The sequence below is a fragment of the Umezawaea sp. genome, assembly GCF_036375055.1.
Lineage (GTDB): Bacteria > Actinomycetota > Actinomycetes > Mycobacteriales > Pseudonocardiaceae > Umezawaea.
This window is the reverse complement of the sequence record NZ_DASUSQ010000164.1, coordinates 1-13,796: the sequence shown is the minus strand read 5'-3', so window position 1 is coordinate 13,796 and position 13,796 is coordinate 1. Positions and strand designations below refer to the sequence as shown.

Below are 13,796 nucleotides of genomic sequence, written 5' to 3'. Positions count from 1 at the left end.
CATCGGGCTCCTTGTCACGGCAGGGAAAGCAAGGTTGGGTGAAACATGTGGTCCAGACCACTGAACGGTCAAGGTCTAGACCAGTTGTGTCACTCGAATGGCCTAACAAGTGAATCGATCAGGAGCCCTGAAACCGTTTTCACGGGCCGGGTCCACTAGGGGTGGTTCGTGGGGGTTTCGGGGGTTCCGCGTGCGTCGAAAGTCGGCACCCCGATCACCCCCTGGTAGGTCGTGGGCGGCCCCCGATCCCGGAAGACTCGGTGCCGCCGCACGAATCCGGGGGAGGACTCGACATGGTCAGGATGGGCAAGCGCATCGGGGTGCTCGGGGTGGTCGTCGGGCTGGCCGCGCTCACGGTCGGCGGAACGGCCGTCGCCGACACCGACACCACCGGGCGGATCGACCGCGACGTCGTGCAGCGGGCGATCGACAAGGTCGTGCGGAACGGCGCGTTGGGGGCGCAGGTCCGGATCTCCGACGGCAGGAGGGGCTTCACCGCCCGCGCGGGCGTGGCCGAGTGGGGCGGTGACCGGCCGGTGCCGACCGACGGGCGGTACCGCGTCGGCAGCATCACCAAGGTCTTCGTCTCGACCGTCGTGCTCCAGCTGGTCGGAGAGGGCAGGGTCGACCTGGACGCGCCGGTGTCGCGGTACCTGCCGGGCCTGCTGCCCGACGGGGACCGGATCACCGTCCGGATGCTGCTCCAGCACACGAGCGGCCTCTACAACTACACCTCTGAGCTGCCGCTCGACCCCGCTGGGTTCGAGGAGATCCGCTACAGGCACTGGGAGCCGGAGGAACTCGTCGCGCTCTCCACGGCGAAGCCGCTGGACTTCCCGCCCGGCACGGCGTGGAACTACTCCAACACCAACTACGTCGTCGCCGGGCTGCTGGTCGAGCGGGTCACCGGCAAGCCGTACGCGCGGGCGGTCGAACGGCGGGTGCTCCAGCCGCTGCGGCTGCGCGACACGTCCGTGCCCGGCGACCGGACCGGGATCCCCGGACCGCACGCGCACGGCTACTACCGGGTCGGTGAGCAGGTCGTCGACGTCACCGGGATCAACCCGTCCGTCGCCTGGGCGGCGGGCGAGATGATCTCCACGACGGCCGACCTCGACCGGTTCGTCGCGGCGGTCGCGAAGGGCGAGCTGCTCAAGCCCGCCCAGGCCGCCGAGATGAAGAAGCTGACCGACGTGTCGCCCGGCTACGGGCTGGGGCTGGAGCACCAGGAACTGCCGTGCGGGGCCGAGGTCATCGGCCACGGCGGCGGCATCCCCGCCTTCAGCAGCCTGATGCTGAGCAGCGAGGACGGCCGCGTGCGGCTCGACGCGTCCTTCACGTCGGCACCCGACGGCGGCTCGGGCGACGGGGTGGAGGAGCTGATCAACGAGGTGTTCTGCGACTGATCCACCGTTAGCCATGAGGGGACCCTGGTCGGGGGTCCCCTCATGGCGTCGCGGCGGCTCGACCGCTGAAGGGCGGATAACCGACCGTGGTCGGACGGGCTCCGATTGGTCCGAACCGGTCGGATCGCCGGGGCGCGGGCGACTCGATCGTGGACGACCGGGTGTGCGGGGCCGCATTGGGTGCCCGAATATCACCCGACTGATCAATACCAATGGAGCACTTGGCTGAACGAGTGCGTTATTCGCGCCCGACCGCACGAACGCCTGCTACTTTGTTCCACGTCATGCGGGCGTTCCGAAGATTCGGTATTCATTTTCGGCGCCCTTTTGTGGTGAGGGCGATCGGAATCGAATGAACATCTACCTCGGTGGCATCATCTGGGTCGGCGCGGCTGCCTCCGTCGCCGCTGCCGCCGCCTACCTGATGCGCCGGTTCGGGTCGGAGGACGGACGCGAGGAGAACAACGCCGCCGCCGGTGGCGTCTTCTCCATCGTGGCGGGCCTGAACGCCGTCCTCGTGGCATTCGTGCTGATCGCGCTGTTCGACGCCACAGGATCCGCCGACGAGACGTCCTACCGCGAGGCCGACGGGCTCGTCGCCGCGGCGTGGGCCAGCGATTCGCTGCCCGAGGCGACGAAGGAGAAGGTGCACGACCTTTCCCGCGCGTACATGTCGACGGTGATTCGCGAAGAATGGCCGAAGATGCAGAGCGGGGCCGAGGTCTCCTCAATCGGCTGGACCCAGCTCGACCAACTCCGCGCGGTGGTCGCGCAAACGCCCGTCGACGACGAGTGGCAGACCGATCGCAAGACCGAAGCGGTGACCAAGCTGTGGGACGTTTACGAGGCGCGGCAGGATCGGATCAACGCGTCCGGTAATGGCGTCAGTTCCGTCGTCTGGTTCACGCTGATCGTGGGCAGCCTCCTCTCGCTCGGGCTCGCGCTGCTCTTCGGCGGGGCCAGGGTGCGGTCACACGTCGTGATCATGGCGACCCTGGCCGCGACCATGACCCTCCTGCTGTACGCCACCTACCAGTTGCAGAACCCGTTCAGCGGCGGGGCGAAGATCGGCCCCGACGCGTTCCAGGCGGCCATGGACCGGTTGCGGTGATCGTCGTCGCGGCGCTGGCGTGCCTGGCGCTCCAGGTCGAGGCCGTGTCGCCGGGCGGACCGTCCACGCTGCTCTCGGTCGAGCTGCCGTCGGGCGCCGCGACCACCGTCAGCGTGCTGGACCACCGGCTCAACGCTCTGGGCTACTCCGCCGAGCAGGGCGTGTACTACGGCGTCTCGCCCGACGGGCGGGTCGTCGAGGTCGACCGCCAGGGTCGCACCACCGACGTCGGCCACGTGCCCCACCCCGGACTCGTGCACGCCGTCGCGGGCGCCATCCACGGCGACCACTTCTACGTGCGCTCCGGGGGCGCGCTGTACGTCGTCGACGTCAACCCCGCGAGCACCGGCTTCCTCGAACTGGTGCGGGCCAGGGTGCTGTGGCCCATCGACGTCTTCCTGTCCATCGACGACTTCGACTACAACCCGTCCGACGGTCTCCTCTACGGCGTGGCCACCAGGACGCACGGGCACCCCGAGGTCGTCACGATCGACCCGGACTCAGGGCGGGTCGAGCCGCTGACGAACCGGGTGCGGCTGCCGGACGGGTCGGGTTACGGCGCGACCGTGCTCGGGCCGGACGGGGCGCTGTACGCGACCAACAACAACGAGGGCGGTCGGAGCACGCTGTACCGGGTGGCGCTGGACGGGTCCGGCGAGGTGACCAGGCTGTCGGAGCGACCGGCCGCGCGGACGATCGACGCGGCGGGCTGCGTCGCCGTGCCGCCGCCGACCACTCCTCCCGCGTCGACCACTCCCGCGCCGACCACGTCCGCACCGACCACGCCTGCACCGACCACTCCCGCGCCGACCACGTCTCCGCCGGTCAGGACGACCGCGGCACCGTCGTCCCCGACGACGGTGCCCGGAGCGGTGGTGCCCCCGTCACCGACCACGACGACCACCGCCGACCCGGTGGTTCCGGCGGCGGTGGTCCCGGTTCCGCCACCGGTCACGACGGCCACGACTCCGGCCTCGACCGCGCCGCGGCCGACGCCCCGGCCGGTGTTCGAGGTGGACCGGCCCGTGGAGGAGGTGGTCGCGCTGTCCGACCGCCGGACCGACAGCAAGCGCCGATGGAGCTTGGCCGTGCTGCTGCTCGTGATCGGTGCGGGGGCGGTTGCCGCGCAGCAGGGGCGGCGCGCGTAGAAGTGCTCTGAGCTGGTGGAACGTGGAATTCGAGGGCTGCTAGGTCCGGACGTGTCGGACCCTCGCGGCACCGTGGAGATCAGCGGAACGGGGGGCGTGAGCGCAGGCCCACGCCCCCCGGCGGGCGGCTAGGCGCCCGGACGCTGCTTGTCGTTCTTGCGGGGCTCCCGGCGCGACTTGGCGTCTTCGATCTGCCGGATCATCTCCCTGCGCACCTCGGTCAGCGCGATGTCCAGCTCGGGCTCGTGCGACGTGGCCACGAAGGGCGGCCAGCCGGAGAGGAACGCCTCGAACGTGACCTTCTGGTCCTTCTGTCCGCGTTCCTTCACCGACAGCGCCAGGTCGACCTGCGCGGGCTGCCACGTGTTGAGGTGGGGCGCGAGGTTGGCCAGCGCGTGGACCACTCGGCCCTGGTCGCTCGGGCCGAACCCGTTGCCCAGACGGAGTCGCTGCTCAAGGACTTCGGTGTCACTCATGGAACCACGCTACTTGGTCCCTAGTCCCTCCGCCCGACTGCGGCGTAGAACCCCACGTGCTCCGTCCGCCGGGTCAGTTCGGGGGTGTGGTCGTGGTGCCACTGGGTCGCGTCGACGAGACCGGGCGGAACCAGCTCCAACCCGTCCAGCATCGCGGTGATCTCGGCGTGGCTGCGGGTGTAGACCGGGTTCGCGGAGCGCTTGTAGACGTCCAGGGCACCCGCGGCCTGCTCGGGGTTGTGGTCGGACGTCACGTGCGACATCACGACGTAGCTGCCCGGCACGATGACGTCCCGGTAGGCCCCGAGCACGTCCTGGGGACGGCGCTCGTCGGGCAGGAAGTGCAGCACGGCGACGGCGAGGACGGCGACCGGCTTGGTGAAGTCGATCATCTCCAGCACGGCGGGCGCGGTGAGGACGTCCTGCGACACCGTGAGGTCGGCCCTGGTCACGGTCGCGTTCGGGTTGTCGCGCAGCAGGTGCTTGCTGTGCGCGTACGCGACCGGCTCGATGTCGACGTAGGCGATGCGGCTCTCCGGGGCCAGGCCCTGGGCGACCTCGTGCACGTTGCCGACCGTCGGGATGCCGGACCCCAGGTCGAGGAACTGGCGGATGCCCTGCGACACGCAGAAGCGCACGGCGCGCGCCAGGAAGGCCCTGTTGGCCCGCACCGCCTCGCGCATCCACGGCATGACCTTGATCGCCTGCTCGGCGAGCGTCCGGTCGGCCTGGAAGTTGTGCGCACCACCCAGGTAGTAGTCGTACATCCTGGCCGGGTTCGGCTGCTCGAGGTCGATGTCGTCGACCCCGTACCGCTCCTGTGTCACTGCGCCTCCTGTGCACCGAGGAACTTCTCCAGCTGGGCCACGACGAACGCGTGGTCCTCCGCCTGGGGCAGCCCGGAGACGCCGACCGTGCCGACGGGGCCGACACCTTCGACGATGACCGGGAAGACCCCGCCGTGGGCAGCGTAGAGGCCGGGGTCCAGCCGCGACGACTCCTCGAAGCTACTTCCTCCCACCTTGAACTGGGTGCCGACCAGGTACGAGCTGCGCCCGTAGCGGTCCACGACCCTCGTCTTGCGGTCGAGCCAGTCGTCGTTGTCGGCCGACGTCCCCGGCAGCGCGGCGTGGAAGATCCGCTGCCCGTTGCGCCGGACCGAGATGGTGACGGACAGGCCCTCGCCGCGCGCGGCCTCCAGCAGGTGGGCGCCGAGCGCCAGCGCCGTGTCGTTGTCGAAGCGGGTGAACCGGAGCCGCTCCTCCTGCGCCGCCAGCTCGGCCAGCAGTTCCGCGCTCATACCGCCACCACCTGTCCCGTGTTCGCGGACTCGAACGCGTCCTCGATGATCTCCAGCGCGGCGATGGCCGACTCCGGGTCGACGGGCAGCGGCCCGCCGTCGCGCAACGCGGCCACCAGCTGGACGTAGAACTCCTGGTAGGCGCCGTCCTCGCTGGGCACCGACTCGGTGTCGTCCAGCAGACCGATCGAGCCCCACGCGGACTCCGGCTCGACGCCCCAGCCCTGGTCGCCGGGCCGCAGGCCGTCGAGCAGCGCGTCCTCCTGGCCGTCCATGCCGTGGCTGGTGAACGCGGCCCGGTCGCCGAGCAGGCGGAAGCGCGGGCCGTTGTTCGCCGCCGCGGCGCTGGCCCACAGGTGCGAGCGGACGCCGTTGGTGTGCGTGAGGGCGACGAACACGTCGTCGTCCACGAGCGCGCCGGGACGGCGGCGGTTCAGCTCGGCGTACACGCTGCGGACCGGCCCGTTGAGCTGGAGGGCCTGGTCGACGAGGTGCGCGCCGAGGTCGTAGAGCAGCCCGCCCGCTTCCTCGGGGTCGCCGAACTCGCGCCAGTTGTCCCAGATCTCCGGGATCCAGCGCTCGTAGCGCGACTCGAACCGGGCGAGGGTGCCCAGCCTCCCGCTGGCCACGACCTCCCGCACGGTCCGGAAGTCGCTGTCCCACCTGCGGTTCTGGAAGACGGTGAGCGGCACGCCCTTCGCCTTCGCCGCCTCGACGACGCGCCGCGCCTGCGCGGCGGTCGGGGCGAACGGCTTGTCCACGACGACCGCGATGCCCCGGTCGATCGCGGCGAGCGCGAGGTCGACGTGGGTCTTGTTCGGGGTGCCGATCACGACGAGGTCGACACCGGACGCCAGCAGGTCGTCCGCGGTGTCGAGCAGCTCGACGTCCGGGTGCGCGGCGCTCGCCCGCTCGCGGCGTTCGGCGTTGGTGGTCACGATCGCGGAGAGCGCGAGGCCGGGGGTGGAGGCGATCAGCGGCGCGTGGAAGACGCGGCCGGCGATCCCGTACCCGATCAAGCCGGTGCGGAGGTCATCTGCCATGTGGAGTATTAAAGCAACGCTGTGGTGTAATCGCCAGCCAAAACGGACGACTCATGCGATCATGGCGCCGTGGCGAACTTGCGGTTCCTGCGTGGGTACAACGACGCGGTGGTGCTCGGGCTCGCTCGCCGTGGCGAACCCATGACCAGGGTCGAACTGGCCGAGCAGAGCGGGTTGACCCCCCAAGCGGTGTCCAAGATCGTCAGCAGGCTCATCGCCGACGGTCTCCTCGTCGACTCCGGACGGCGCAACGTCGGCGTCGGCAAACCCCGCACGCTGGTCCGCCTCGTGTCCTCCAGCAGGCTAGCGCTGGGTGCCGCCGTCGAGCGCGACGAACTGCGCGTGGTGCTGGCGGACCTGTCCGGCGCGGTCGTGGACCGCACGGTCACCGCCCTGCCCCGCGACTTCGGGCCCGCCGTGTTCGTGGAGGAGCTGGCGAACCTGGTCGAGGTGCTCCGCTCCCGCAACGACGTGTCCGACGAGCGGCTGCTCGGCGTGGGCATCGGCTTCGTCGGCCCGCTGGACCACCGCGACGGCGTGGTGCACGACGCCACCGGCCTGGTCGGCTGGCACGACGTGCCGCTGCGCGACCTCGCCGCCGACCGGCTGGGCCTGCCGGTCGTGGTCGACAAGGACACCAACACCGCCATGATCGCCGAGTCGTGGCGGCGCGGCGACGAACTCCGGCACGCCGCCCTGGTGATCGTCGGCACGGGTGTCGGCGTCGGGCTCCTGCTCGACGGGCAGGTGCACCGGGGGGCGCGCACGAACGCGGGGGAGTACGGGCACACGACCATCCAGCTCGGGGGTCCGCGCTGCGCGTGCGGGCGGTCCGGCTGCGTGGAGATCGTGCACAACCTCGCCGTCGCCGCGGGCGACCTCAAGGGTGCGGTGGCCGTGCTCGGCATGGCCGTCGCGGGGCTCGTGCAGCTGCTCGACCTCGACCACGTGGTCCTCGGCGGCCGGGTCGTGCAGGGCGCGCCGGACTTCTACGCCGACGCGATCCGCGAGGTCGTGCGCGACCAGGTGCCCCGCTCGGACTGGCTGGAGGTCGAGATCAGCGTCAGCCCGCTGGGTGACGACCTGGTCGCCGCCGGGGCCGCGATGCTCGTGCTGAGCGAGTTCTACAGCCAGCGCGGACCGTAGTGAAGGAAAGTACTTTCCAAACGGGAAAGTAGCCGGCATCCTGGTCTCGTACCCGACGAGCCCAGGAGGCGTCATGCACCAGCAACCCCCACCCCGTGAGGCCGCCGACGCGCTCGCGGAGATCCGGCAACGACAGGGGCAGGTCATCGAGCGGGCGCTGATCCCGAAGTGGTTCTGGTGGGCGATCGGCCTGCTGGTCGTCGGTTTCTCGGCCGTCGTCGAGACCGGCGACGGCCGGGCGCTCGGCATCGGCACCACCGCGTTCGTGCTCGGCAACTGCGCCGCGGTGGGCGCCGTGGCGCTCCGCGGCGTGCGCCGCGCCCAGCCGCGCGGCACGCTCCTCGGCGGCGCGGGTGTCCTGATGATCCTCGGCTTCACGCTCGGGGTGCTGGTCGTGACGACGCTCGCGTCCTTCTCGCTGAACGCGCTCGACGTGCCCCACTCGGCCACGCTGAGCGGAGTCGTGTGCGCCGCCCTCATGATCGGCGGCGAGCCGTTCCTCACGCGGAGGCTGCGGACCACGATGCTGGACCGCGCCGCGAGGGGAGCCCGGTGACGGAACCGAAGTTCGACGACCTGGTCCACGCGCCCACCCGCCTGTCGATCGTCTCGCTGCTGGCCGCGGCGGAGTGGGCGGACTTCAAGTTCCTCCGCGACACCGTGGGGACGTCGGACTCGGCGCTGTCGAAGCAGCTCACCACGCTGGAGGACGCGGGGTACGTCGAGATCCGCAAGCACTTCGTCGGCAAGCGGCCGCGCACCTCCGCGCGGCTCACCGAGGCGGGCCGCGCGGCGTTCGACGGGCACGTCGCGGCGTTGCAGGAGATCGTGGCCCGCGCGGGCGCCACCGTCCTGCCGGACTAGTCCTCCAGCACCCGGCCGACCGCGCGGGCGTACATGCGGTCCGGGCTGGGGGTCGTCGACGGGGTCAGGAAACCGGGCAGCATCGGCAGGTCCACGGCGAACGGCAGCAGGCGCTCGAACAGCGTCGTCGCGTCGGCGGGCCTGCGCTCCGGGTCCTTCTCCAGCATGTCCTGCAACAGCTCGTCCAGCGCCACCGGGATCCTCGGCACGGACGACGGCCGCTGCTTCACCTGCTTGTCGAACACCGTGTACGCCGTGTCGCCGGTGAAGAGCTGCCTGCCCGTCAGCATCTCGTGCAGCACGCACCCCAGCGCGTACAGGTCGCTGCGCGGTTCGGCGTTGCCGCGCTGGATCTGCTCCGGCGCCATGTACGCCGGGGTGCCGAGCATCTGACCCCACCGGGTGAACTGGGCCACGTCGGACTCGCGCAGCACCGCCAGCCCGAAGTCCAGCACCTTCACGCTGCCGTCCGGGCACAGCATCAGGTTCGTCGGCTTCAGGTCGCGGTGGCAGATCGACAGGCTGTGCGCGGCGGCCAGCACGGCGCACGCCTGCGCGGCGATCGACGCGGCCCACGGCACCGGCAGCGGCCCGTGCTCGCCCACCAGGTCGGCGACGGTGACGCCGTCGATGAACTGCATCACCTGGTACATCCGGTACTCGAAGACGCCGAAGTCGTAGAGGACCGGCGCGCCCGCGTGCTCCAGCTTCGCCAGGATGCGGGCCTCGCGGGTGAAGCGGTGCTCCATCTCCTCGTCGCGCCTGCCGGGCAGTTGCAGGAACTTCACCGCGACCCGGCGGTCCAGGTGGCGGTCGTAACCGCCGTGCACCGCACCCATCCCGCCCTGGCCGAGCGGCAGGTCGTCCAGCTCGTACCTGTCGGCGATGAGCATCCGGCCTCCCGTCCGTGCTAGTCCCTCGGTCGGAGGTGACCGTCCACCAGGCCGCCGAAGCCTAGCCGGATCACGCTCTCCCCCAGCGCCGCCGTCTCGCGCAGGGCGTCCTCCAGTGTGCCCAACTGCCGGAACGCGCGTCCGTAGGCCTGCTGTTCGGCGAGCGGCAGCCGCGGCACCTGCGTGCGGCGGGCGTCGACCCGGCTCGAACCCTGGTGCGCCCGCGACGCCGCCGCGCGCAGCACGCCCGCGAGGAAGTACGGGTCCAGCCTGCCCGGATCGACCCGGTAGACCGCCAGGTACGGCCCGAGGACGGCGTGGCAGCCGACGACCCGCGCCGTGCCCATCGGCGACGCCACCACGTCGCCCGGCTCCACCTCGACCAGGTCGGGGTCGGGGGCCGTGCGCTCCGACGGCTCCACGCCCGCCGCCAGGTCGTCCGCGGTCAGCACCGGCAGTTCGCCGTTGCCGGTCGTGAGCTTCGCGCCCGCGTGCTTCATCGTCAGCAGCCCGGCCTTGGCCAGCTCGCCGATCGTCGTCATCGGCGGCGCCTGCCGCGACGCCTTGTCCAGCTCCGGCGTCGGCAGCACCGTCTTGGTCAGCGCCGTGAGCGCCTCCACGAACGCGAGGTGCGTGTCCTCGCCGCCGCTGCGCCGCAACGACTGCACGGCCGGGCTCAGGTCCACGTCCTCGTCCAGCAGCTCCACGATCGGCACGGAGTGCCCGCCCGCCGGGTCGGTCTGGAACGCCGCCCACCGACGGTCCACAGCGGACAGGTCGTCCACCTCGGTCAGCAGCACGTGCGAAGGCGTGCGGTCGCCCGCGTCGGGACGCCGCAGCAGCCACAGGTCCGGCCCGCCGGGCAGCGTCACGACCGCCCTGAGCGCGCCCGCGCGCAGCAGGTTCGCCCTGATCCGCCTGCCCGGCCTGCGGCTCGCCGCCGCCGTCGGCATCAGGATCGCCACCAGCGCGCCGGGCTTCGCGTGGCTCAGGCAGTGCTGCACCCACGCCAGCTCCGACTCGCCGCGCGGCGGCAGGCCGTACTCCCAGCGCGCGTCGCCCGCCAGCTCGTCGTAGCCCCACGCGCGCTCGGTGAACGGCGGGTCGCACACGACCGCGTCGGCCAGCTCACCCGCGAAACCGTCCTGCCGCAGGGCGTCCCCGACGGTGATCTCGCCGGGCTGTGAGCGAAGTCGCAACCGGTGGGCGGCGATGGTCGCCGTGGTCTCGTCGATCTCCTGCCCGAGCACGCGCGCGGCGGGCGTGTCCACGAGCATCGTGCCGAGGCCGCACGCCGGGTCGTACAGCGTGCCGCCGTCCGGCCCGGTCAGCCGCACCAGCAGCGCCGCCACGTCCGCGGGGGTCGCGTCGAGCTGGCGGGAGTGCGCCTCCAGGTAGCGCGCGCAGAGGAACTCGAACGCCGCCAGCGGCCCGCGTTCGGCCGCCAGGGGCGCCAACCTGCCGCCGTTCTCCGACAGCAGGTCCGCGCCCGCCTCGGCCACCCGGTCGCCCAGGCCCAGGTCGTCGCCCGCGCCGCGCAGCCACTGCCACGCCCGCTCCACGGGGGACACGTCGACGCGCTTCCCGTTGCGCCTCAGCCAGTCCTCGACCTCGTCGAGGGAGAACAGCGGGCTGGACGCCGTACCGCCGACGGGCTGCGGGAAGTCCTCGTGCCGACGACGCCAGTTGCTCACGGCAGCACGCCCCACGTCGACGAGGCGGGCGATGTCGCCCGCGCTCACGGTGGCGTCCTGGTCCATGCCATACACACTAGTTCACAACCGATGCACAGTGGTTCTGCTTGTGAACCGAATCAACCAATGTTTCACTGTTGTCATGACGCACAACCGGCTCGCCCACGCCGTTGGCACCCATCCAGGGCTCCGCCGCGAGCTGAACGAGGATTCCGCCTACGCCGAGCCGCCGCTGTTCGCCGTCGCCGACGGCATGGGCGGGCACGCGTTCGGCGAGATCGCGAGCGCCACGGCCATCGACGTGCTGGCCCACCACGACGTCAGCGGCGACCCCGTGCCCGCCCTGACCGCGATGATGGACGAGGTCGCGCTGCGGCTCACCGACATGGCCGAGCAGGACCTCCGGATGCGCGGCATGGGCACCACGCTGACCGCCCTGCTCTGGGTCGACGGCACCAAGTTCGCCGTCGCCCACATCGGCGACTCGCGGTGCTACCTCGTGCGGGACGGCGAGATCCAGCAGGTCACGCGGGACCACACGATGGTGCAGGCGCTGGTGGACGAGGGGCGGATGCCCGCCGAGCAGGCCGCGCTGCACCCCCGCCGCTCGATGCTGATGAGGGCGTTGCAGGCGGGGAACTCGCCCGAGCCCGACGTGTTCCTGCACGAGGCGCAGGTCAACGACCGCTACCTGCTGTGCTCCGACGGGCTGTCGGACGTCGTGCCGCCCGAGGCGATCCTGGAGGTCCTCGCGGGGACCGAGGACCGGGACGAGGTGGTGGTCAAGCTGATCGCGCTGGCCAACGAGGCGGGCGGACCGGACAACATCACCTGCGTGCTGGTGGACGTCGTGAACGACGAGTGGCTGGCCCACTGGAGCGGGCGGCTGCTCTAGCGGTCCCGGCGGTCGGGAGCGCCCGCTGTGCGCCCCCGACCGCCGGTCACGGTACTCGCCTACGCCGGTGCCCCGGTCACGCTGACGCCCGCCCGCGCCAGGTGCTCGGCGTCGACGTCGGCGGGCCACGAGGTCGTGGCGTCGGCCAGCGCGCCCTCCAGCCGCGCGCCGGTCAGGTCCGCGTCGCGGAGGTCGGCCCCCCGCAGGTCGGCGCGGCGGAGGTCGGCTTCCCGCAGGTCGGAGCCGGACAGGCGCGCGAGGGCCAGGTTGGTGTCGACGAAACTGGTCTCGCGCAGGAAGCTCCCGCGCAGGTCGGCCGACTTCAGGTCGCTGCCGTCCAGCACCGTGCCCCGCATCCACGAGTGGGCGAGGTCGCTGTGCCGGAGCTGGGTGTTGATCAGCCCGCCCCGGTGGACCTGCACGCCGCGCAGGTTCACCCGCGACAGGTAGAGCTTCGTGTCGTCCGGGAACCTCCGGCGGGTGCTCGGCCGGTCGGCCCGGTGGCGGGGGAACGAGATCCGCTGCGCGAGCACCTCGACGGCCGTCTGGATGTCGGGGTGGTCGACGAGCAGCCACCGCCGCTCCTCCGGGAGCTCGCCGTCGCCCGCGTCGTCCCCGCGCGGCGAGTTGTTGCGGATGAACGCCCCCAGGATGAACTGGACGGTGTCGCGGTCGGCCGGCGAGTTCTCGGCGATGCGCTTGAGCGCGTAGATCCCGCCGATGCGGACGTCGGCGTTGGCGCTGCCGATCTGCTCGACGGCGCGGGTGAGGCGGTCGGTCAGCTGGCCCTCCCGGTTGACCTGCACCTGCCACCACGTCGCCGCCGCGCCGATGACGACCAGCAGCCCCGCGGTCAGCTGGAGCAGTGCCGAGCGGACGTTGTTCTGCAACTGCCCCTGCGCCTGCTGGAGCTGGACGCGGACCTCGGCGCCCGCGACGCCCCGCAGCTCCGCGTCCGTCAGGTCGGGGTAGAACAGCGGCGGCAGCACCTTCAGGCTGGCGACCACGACGAGCACCAGCAGGACGACCGCGACGGCGGCGCTCCGGAACGTTCGGCTTGTCACGGGCCGATCCTTCCTCACCCGAGGTGCGCCGGGTCCAGGTCCAGCAGTTCCCGCAGGGCCACCGCACCGGCCGGGGTCACGCGCACCGCCCTGGTGGTGCCGGTGCGGCGGACCCACCCCTGTGCCTGGAAGTGGGCGCACAGGTGCGCGCCCGCCGTGCCCGCCAGGTGCGTCCGCCGTTCCGTCCAGTCCAGGCAGGGGCGGCTCAGGGGGCGCTTGGCCGTGCGGAGCGCGGTCGGGTCGGCGGCCAGCGGGCCGGTCAGCCACGCCACGCCCGCCTCGGTGACGGTGAATCCGTCCGTCCTGGCCAGGTAGCCCTTCGCGGCCATGGCGTCGGTGATCGCCACGCCGAGCCGTCCGGCGAGGTGGTCGTAGCAGGTGCGGCCCCTGGCCAGCGCGGCCGACGCCGTGGTGGAGCGCAGCGTGCGCGCGGGCGCCGCCGGTTCGACGTGGGCCACCAGGTCCTCCAGCAGCTGGGCCACGCGCTGGTCCGCCAGCCGCAGGTAGCGGTGGCGGCCCTGCCTGCGCTCCACCAGCAGGCCACCCTCCACCAGGCGGCTCAGGTGCTCGCTCGCCGTGGACGGGGCCACGCCGACGTGCGCCGCCAGTTCGCCCGCCGTCCACGCGCGGCCGTCCAGCAGGGCCACGCAGAACGCGGCCCTGGTGCGGTCCGCCAGCAGCCCGGCCAGGTTCGCCAGTCCCTCCACGGGGAGCACGGTAGGCCGTCCACGTTTCGGCGCGCACCGAAACGTGGAC

Annotated in this window: 15 protein-coding genes; 7 read left to right on the top strand and 8 right to left on the bottom strand. The window is 71.9% G+C overall.

The window, feature by feature from the left end; all coding sequences use genetic code 11:
• Positions 1-293 precede the first annotated feature (293 nt).
• From VFZ92_RS38710 to VFZ92_RS38700, 3 genes are all read left to right on the top strand, one after another.
• Entirely contained in the window at positions 294-1,406 is a 1,113-nt protein-coding gene (locus tag VFZ92_RS38710; RefSeq protein WP_330882436.1) for a serine hydrolase domain-containing protein, read from the top strand.
• A 352-nt stretch (positions 1,407-1,758) separates the two neighbouring features.
• On the top strand, positions 1,759-2,517 hold the full coding sequence (locus tag VFZ92_RS38705) for a hypothetical protein (RefSeq protein ID WP_330882434.1): 759 nt from the start codon (positions 1,759-1,761) through the stop codon (positions 2,515-2,517).
• Positions 2,514-3,665, top strand: a complete 1,152-nt coding sequence (locus VFZ92_RS38700) for a DUF6923 family protein (RefSeq protein ID WP_330882432.1) — start codon at positions 2,514-2,516, stop codon at positions 3,663-3,665. Before VFZ92_RS38705 ends, VFZ92_RS38700 begins: the two co-directional genes overlap by 4 nt.
• Before the next feature lie 128 nt (positions 3,666-3,793).
• Here the strand turns inward: VFZ92_RS38700 and VFZ92_RS38695 are convergent, their stop codons facing one another.
• From VFZ92_RS38695 to VFZ92_RS38680, 4 genes are read right to left on the bottom strand one after another with little or no spacing between them, the layout of a single operon-like run.
• Positions 3,794-4,141, bottom strand: coding sequence for an HPF/RaiA family ribosome-associated protein (locus VFZ92_RS38695; RefSeq protein WP_330882430.1), 348 nt, complete (start codon positions 4,139-4,141; stop codon positions 3,794-3,796).
• Between the two features lie 20 nt (positions 4,142-4,161).
• Complete coding sequence (locus VFZ92_RS38690; RefSeq protein WP_330882428.1) at positions 4,162-4,968, bottom strand: SAM-dependent methyltransferase; 807 nt, start codon at positions 4,966-4,968, stop codon at positions 4,162-4,164.
• A complete protein-coding gene (locus VFZ92_RS38685; protein ID WP_330882426.1) occupies positions 4,965-5,441 on the bottom strand; it encodes a heme-degrading domain-containing protein in 477 nt (158 codons plus the stop codon). The genes VFZ92_RS38690 and VFZ92_RS38685 overlap by 4 nt, the downstream gene beginning before the upstream one ends.
• Entirely contained in the window at positions 5,438-6,484 is a 1,047-nt protein-coding gene (locus tag VFZ92_RS38680) for a Gfo/Idh/MocA family oxidoreductase (RefSeq protein WP_330882424.1), read from the bottom strand. Before VFZ92_RS38680 ends, VFZ92_RS38685 begins: the two co-directional genes overlap by 4 nt.
• Before the next feature lie 69 nt (positions 6,485-6,553).
• On the opposite strand from VFZ92_RS38680, the gene VFZ92_RS38675 reads away from it, so the two are divergent.
• The 3 genes from VFZ92_RS38675 to VFZ92_RS38665 all read left to right on the top strand — a co-directional run bounded on the left by VFZ92_RS38675 (position 6,554) and on the right by VFZ92_RS38665 (position 8,494).
• On the top strand, positions 6,554-7,630 hold the full coding sequence (locus VFZ92_RS38675) for an ROK family transcriptional regulator (RefSeq protein ID WP_330882422.1): 1,077 nt from the start codon (positions 6,554-6,556) through the stop codon (positions 7,628-7,630).
• 73 nt (positions 7,631-7,703) lie between these two features.
• Positions 7,704-8,186 (top strand): hypothetical protein, encoded by a 483-nt coding sequence (locus tag VFZ92_RS38670; RefSeq protein WP_330882420.1) that lies wholly within the window; start codon positions 7,704-7,706, stop codon positions 8,184-8,186.
• Positions 8,183-8,494, top strand: a complete 312-nt coding sequence (locus tag VFZ92_RS38665; protein ID WP_330882418.1) for a transcriptional regulator — start codon at positions 8,183-8,185, stop codon at positions 8,492-8,494. The genes VFZ92_RS38670 and VFZ92_RS38665 overlap by 4 nt, the downstream gene beginning before the upstream one ends.
• Here the strand turns inward: VFZ92_RS38665 and VFZ92_RS38660 are convergent.
• Complete coding sequence (locus VFZ92_RS38660; RefSeq protein WP_330882416.1) at positions 8,491-9,387, bottom strand: serine/threonine-protein kinase; 897 nt, start codon at positions 9,385-9,387, stop codon at positions 8,491-8,493. The genes VFZ92_RS38665 and VFZ92_RS38660 overlap by 4 nt on opposite strands.
• A gap of 17 nt (positions 9,388-9,404) precedes the next feature.
• Positions 9,405-11,147, bottom strand: a complete 1,743-nt coding sequence (locus VFZ92_RS38655; RefSeq protein WP_330882414.1) for an N-6 DNA methylase — start codon at positions 11,145-11,147, stop codon at positions 9,405-9,407.
• A 76-nt stretch (positions 11,148-11,223) separates the two neighbouring features.
• On the opposite strand from VFZ92_RS38655, the gene VFZ92_RS38650 reads away from it, so the two are divergent.
• On the top strand, positions 11,224-11,976 hold the full coding sequence (locus VFZ92_RS38650) for a PP2C family serine/threonine-protein phosphatase (protein ID WP_330882412.1): 753 nt from the start codon (positions 11,224-11,226) through the stop codon (positions 11,974-11,976).
• Between the two features lie 59 nt (positions 11,977-12,035).
• Here VFZ92_RS38650 and VFZ92_RS38645 read toward each other — a convergent pair whose 3' ends face one another.
• Both VFZ92_RS38645 and VFZ92_RS38640 read right to left on the bottom strand, forming a co-directional pair.
• Positions 12,036-13,040 (bottom strand): pentapeptide repeat-containing protein, encoded by a 1,005-nt coding sequence (locus VFZ92_RS38645; RefSeq protein ID WP_330882410.1) that lies wholly within the window; start codon positions 13,038-13,040, stop codon positions 12,036-12,038.
• A 14-nt stretch (positions 13,041-13,054) separates the two neighbouring features.
• On the bottom strand, positions 13,055-13,756 hold the full coding sequence (locus VFZ92_RS38640; RefSeq protein WP_330882408.1) for a winged helix-turn-helix domain-containing protein: 702 nt from the start codon (positions 13,754-13,756) through the stop codon (positions 13,055-13,057).
• Positions 13,757-13,796 lie beyond the last annotated feature (40 nt).

What these genes read in the sequence shown, in the direction of transcription:
- VFZ92_RS38670 (WP_330882420.1), top strand. Translation starts at nt 7,704, where the DNA reads ATGCACCAGCAACCCCCACCCCGTGAGGCCGCCGACGCGCTCGCGGAG.
- VFZ92_RS38710 (WP_330882436.1), top strand. Translation starts at nt 294, where the DNA reads ATGGTCAGGATGGGCAAGCGCATCGGGGTGCTCGGGGTGGTCGTCGGG.
- VFZ92_RS38685 (WP_330882426.1), bottom strand. Translation starts at nt 5,441, where the DNA reads ATGAGCGCGGAACTGCTGGCCGAGCTGGCGGCGCAGGAGGAGCGGCTC.
- VFZ92_RS38695 (WP_330882430.1), bottom strand. Translation starts at nt 4,141, where the DNA reads ATGAGTGACACCGAAGTCCTTGAGCAGCGACTCCGTCTGGGCAACGGG.
- VFZ92_RS38680 (WP_330882424.1), bottom strand. Translation starts at nt 6,484, where the DNA reads ATGGCAGATGACCTCCGCACCGGCTTGATCGGGTACGGGATCGCCGGC.
- VFZ92_RS38705 (WP_330882434.1), top strand. Translation starts at nt 1,759, where the DNA reads ATGAACATCTACCTCGGTGGCATCATCTGGGTCGGCGCGGCTGCCTCC.
- VFZ92_RS38655 (WP_330882414.1), bottom strand. Translation starts at nt 11,147, where the DNA reads ATGGACCAGGACGCCACCGTGAGCGCGGGCGACATCGCCCGCCTCGTC.
- VFZ92_RS38650 (WP_330882412.1), top strand. Translation starts at nt 11,224, where the DNA reads ATGACGCACAACCGGCTCGCCCACGCCGTTGGCACCCATCCAGGGCTC.
- VFZ92_RS38660 (WP_330882416.1), bottom strand. Translation starts at nt 9,387, where the DNA reads ATGCTCATCGCCGACAGGTACGAGCTGGACGACCTGCCGCTCGGCCAG.